A 2,045-nucleotide genomic window follows, 5' to 3' on the forward strand; every position below is an offset into this window, starting at 1 on the left:
ATGATACCCATTGGACAAACACAGAGTGTGACTAAAGGCCTCGCTGAGTTTGCGATAGGTGAGGTAGGAGGTTTTGTCGGAGGTCAGGCGGGTTATCACGGAACAAAACTGCTTGGAGGCAGTGAAGCCGATGCGCAACGAGCCAACTTAGTCGGAAGTATTTTAGGAGGCTATGCGGCATCATCAGCGGCAAGTAAGTTTAGTTTGAATAGACCAAGTAAGGAAGTACCTAAAGTGGTTTCTCGCTCCGATAATAATTTTTATTCTCAAAGTAATCATAAAGGAGCACCTAAAGCCTATATTGATGGAGACGGTAATCTTGTACCAGCTAATCCAAATGGAACTGGTAGTGTTGTAAGTCACGTTCGAGGAGGAAATTCATCAGAATCTCCATATATTTCTACTACAGATTTAACTGTTTCTAACAGCACCAAACATTATGGGAATCAGCAAATATCCATAAAAACACGTAAGTTACAACTGGATATTGATGCTGGGCGTATGAGTGATGTTGAAATTATTACACACGATGAATTGGTGAGTCAATTTACTAACAGAGTTCAACAGGCTCAAGTAAGATACACTAACAATCCTACACCAAAGAATTTGTTAGCCTTGGATAGGGCAAATTTAGATTTACAGAATGTTATTAGGGATGGTGAGGTACTAATCAAAGGAATAGTTCCTAAAAAATATATAAATCATAAATAGAGGAGGCAATATGCACGAATCACACATTAAGAAATTGTTATATGAGATACCAGAAGGTGCGGATTATGCTATAGATGCATCTGAACTAGAAAAAGAGGATATCTCATCTACTAGAGTAAGACAATTAGAGGAGCTATTACAGCACGGAGAATATCTCTTTGAGGTATCCATGTTATTAACCGCTTGGGGATATGATAGTGGCTTTAATTGTTTAACTGAACTTTTTGATAAAGACTTATTAAAGGGGTACATAATAAATAGATTATATGGATATGATGAAACCAATAAACACATATTAGATAATTTGATATTATATTGGATAAATAATGGTGCAGGAGAGAAGGAAGGTGTAGATAATAAAGTCAATCTATACATAAAAAGAATTATTCAAGATTCGTTCCTAGAGATGTACGATTTAGATCCATTAACTACTTTTTTGAAACTTTCTAGTAGTCGCCAAGAAATAATAGGATTGGTAAAGAAAAATCTGGAAGAACTAACTGTGGAGCAAAGTAATTTTTTATGGCGTGTAAGAAGTGATTTGAGGTTAATAAATCCTTACGATAAAAATTTTGTGGAAAATTTTATAAATAAATATTCTTTAGACCGAGATGATGTTTTATAATTTGTTAAAATAAGTATGGAAAATATTAAATTTTATAAAATCAATGAACCTTTTGGTGAATTTTCAAATTTTTCTCCCTATGGATTTTTTGATGACTCTGGTCTATATTGGCCGACAAGTGAGCATTATTTTCAAGCTCAAAAATTTGAGTCTAAAGAGCTTAGTGAAAAAATTAGATTACTTTCCAATCCAATGGATGCAGCTATTGAGGGACGAAATAGAATGAATCCACTTAAGGAAGATTGGGAGCAGATTAAGCAAGATGTAATGTTTTATGCTGTTGAACAAAAGTTTAAGCAAAACACTATATTGAAAGAATTATTACTGTCAACAGCTCATCTTGAAATTATTGAACATACTATAAATGATGGCTATTGGGGAGATGGTGGTGATGGTTCAGGAAAAAATATGTTAGGCAAAATTTTAATGGAAGTTCGAGATAAACTTCGTATGGATTAGACTAGTATTTTTTAAAATTAACTCCTTTGAAATAGGTTAGCTATAAAGTGATGACTTTGATTCAGTAGTTGAAGCTATAACGCGGAACTTTTCAGAATTTTTTAATATATTGGGGTAAACTGCTTTTATTGTTCTAAAGGCATAAAATTTCCTATGATATCGATAAAGCAACTGGTCAGTTAACGCCAGTTAGATATCGCTCATATTTGAAGGCAGATGGTTCAATAGATTGGCCAATTTACAATGGCTT

2 protein-coding genes and 1 pseudogene are annotated in these 2,045 nt (G+C 33.8%); all 3 read left to right on the plus strand.

The window, feature by feature from the left end; translation table 11 throughout:
* Positions 1 to 711: pseudogene (locus ACVRZH_RS10010) on the plus strand (hypothetical protein); the annotation flags it as partial.
* Between the two features lie 10 nt (positions 712 to 721).
* Positions 722 to 1,336 carry a hypothetical protein gene (locus tag ACVRZH_RS10015; RefSeq protein ID WP_447455131.1) on the plus strand — a complete coding sequence of 205 codons (615 nt, stop codon included), beginning with the start codon at positions 722 to 724 and terminating at the stop codon, positions 1,334 to 1,336.
* Between the two features lie 15 nt (positions 1,337 to 1,351).
* Positions 1,352 to 1,795 carry a riboflavin biosynthesis intermediates N-glycosidase gene (gene ybiA, locus ACVRZH_RS10020; protein ID WP_447455132.1) on the plus strand — a complete coding sequence of 148 codons (444 nt, stop codon included), beginning with the start codon at positions 1,352 to 1,354 and terminating at the stop codon, positions 1,793 to 1,795.
* Positions 1,796 to 2,045 lie beyond the last annotated feature (250 nt).

Source organism: Streptococcus fryi (assembly GCF_053206505.1).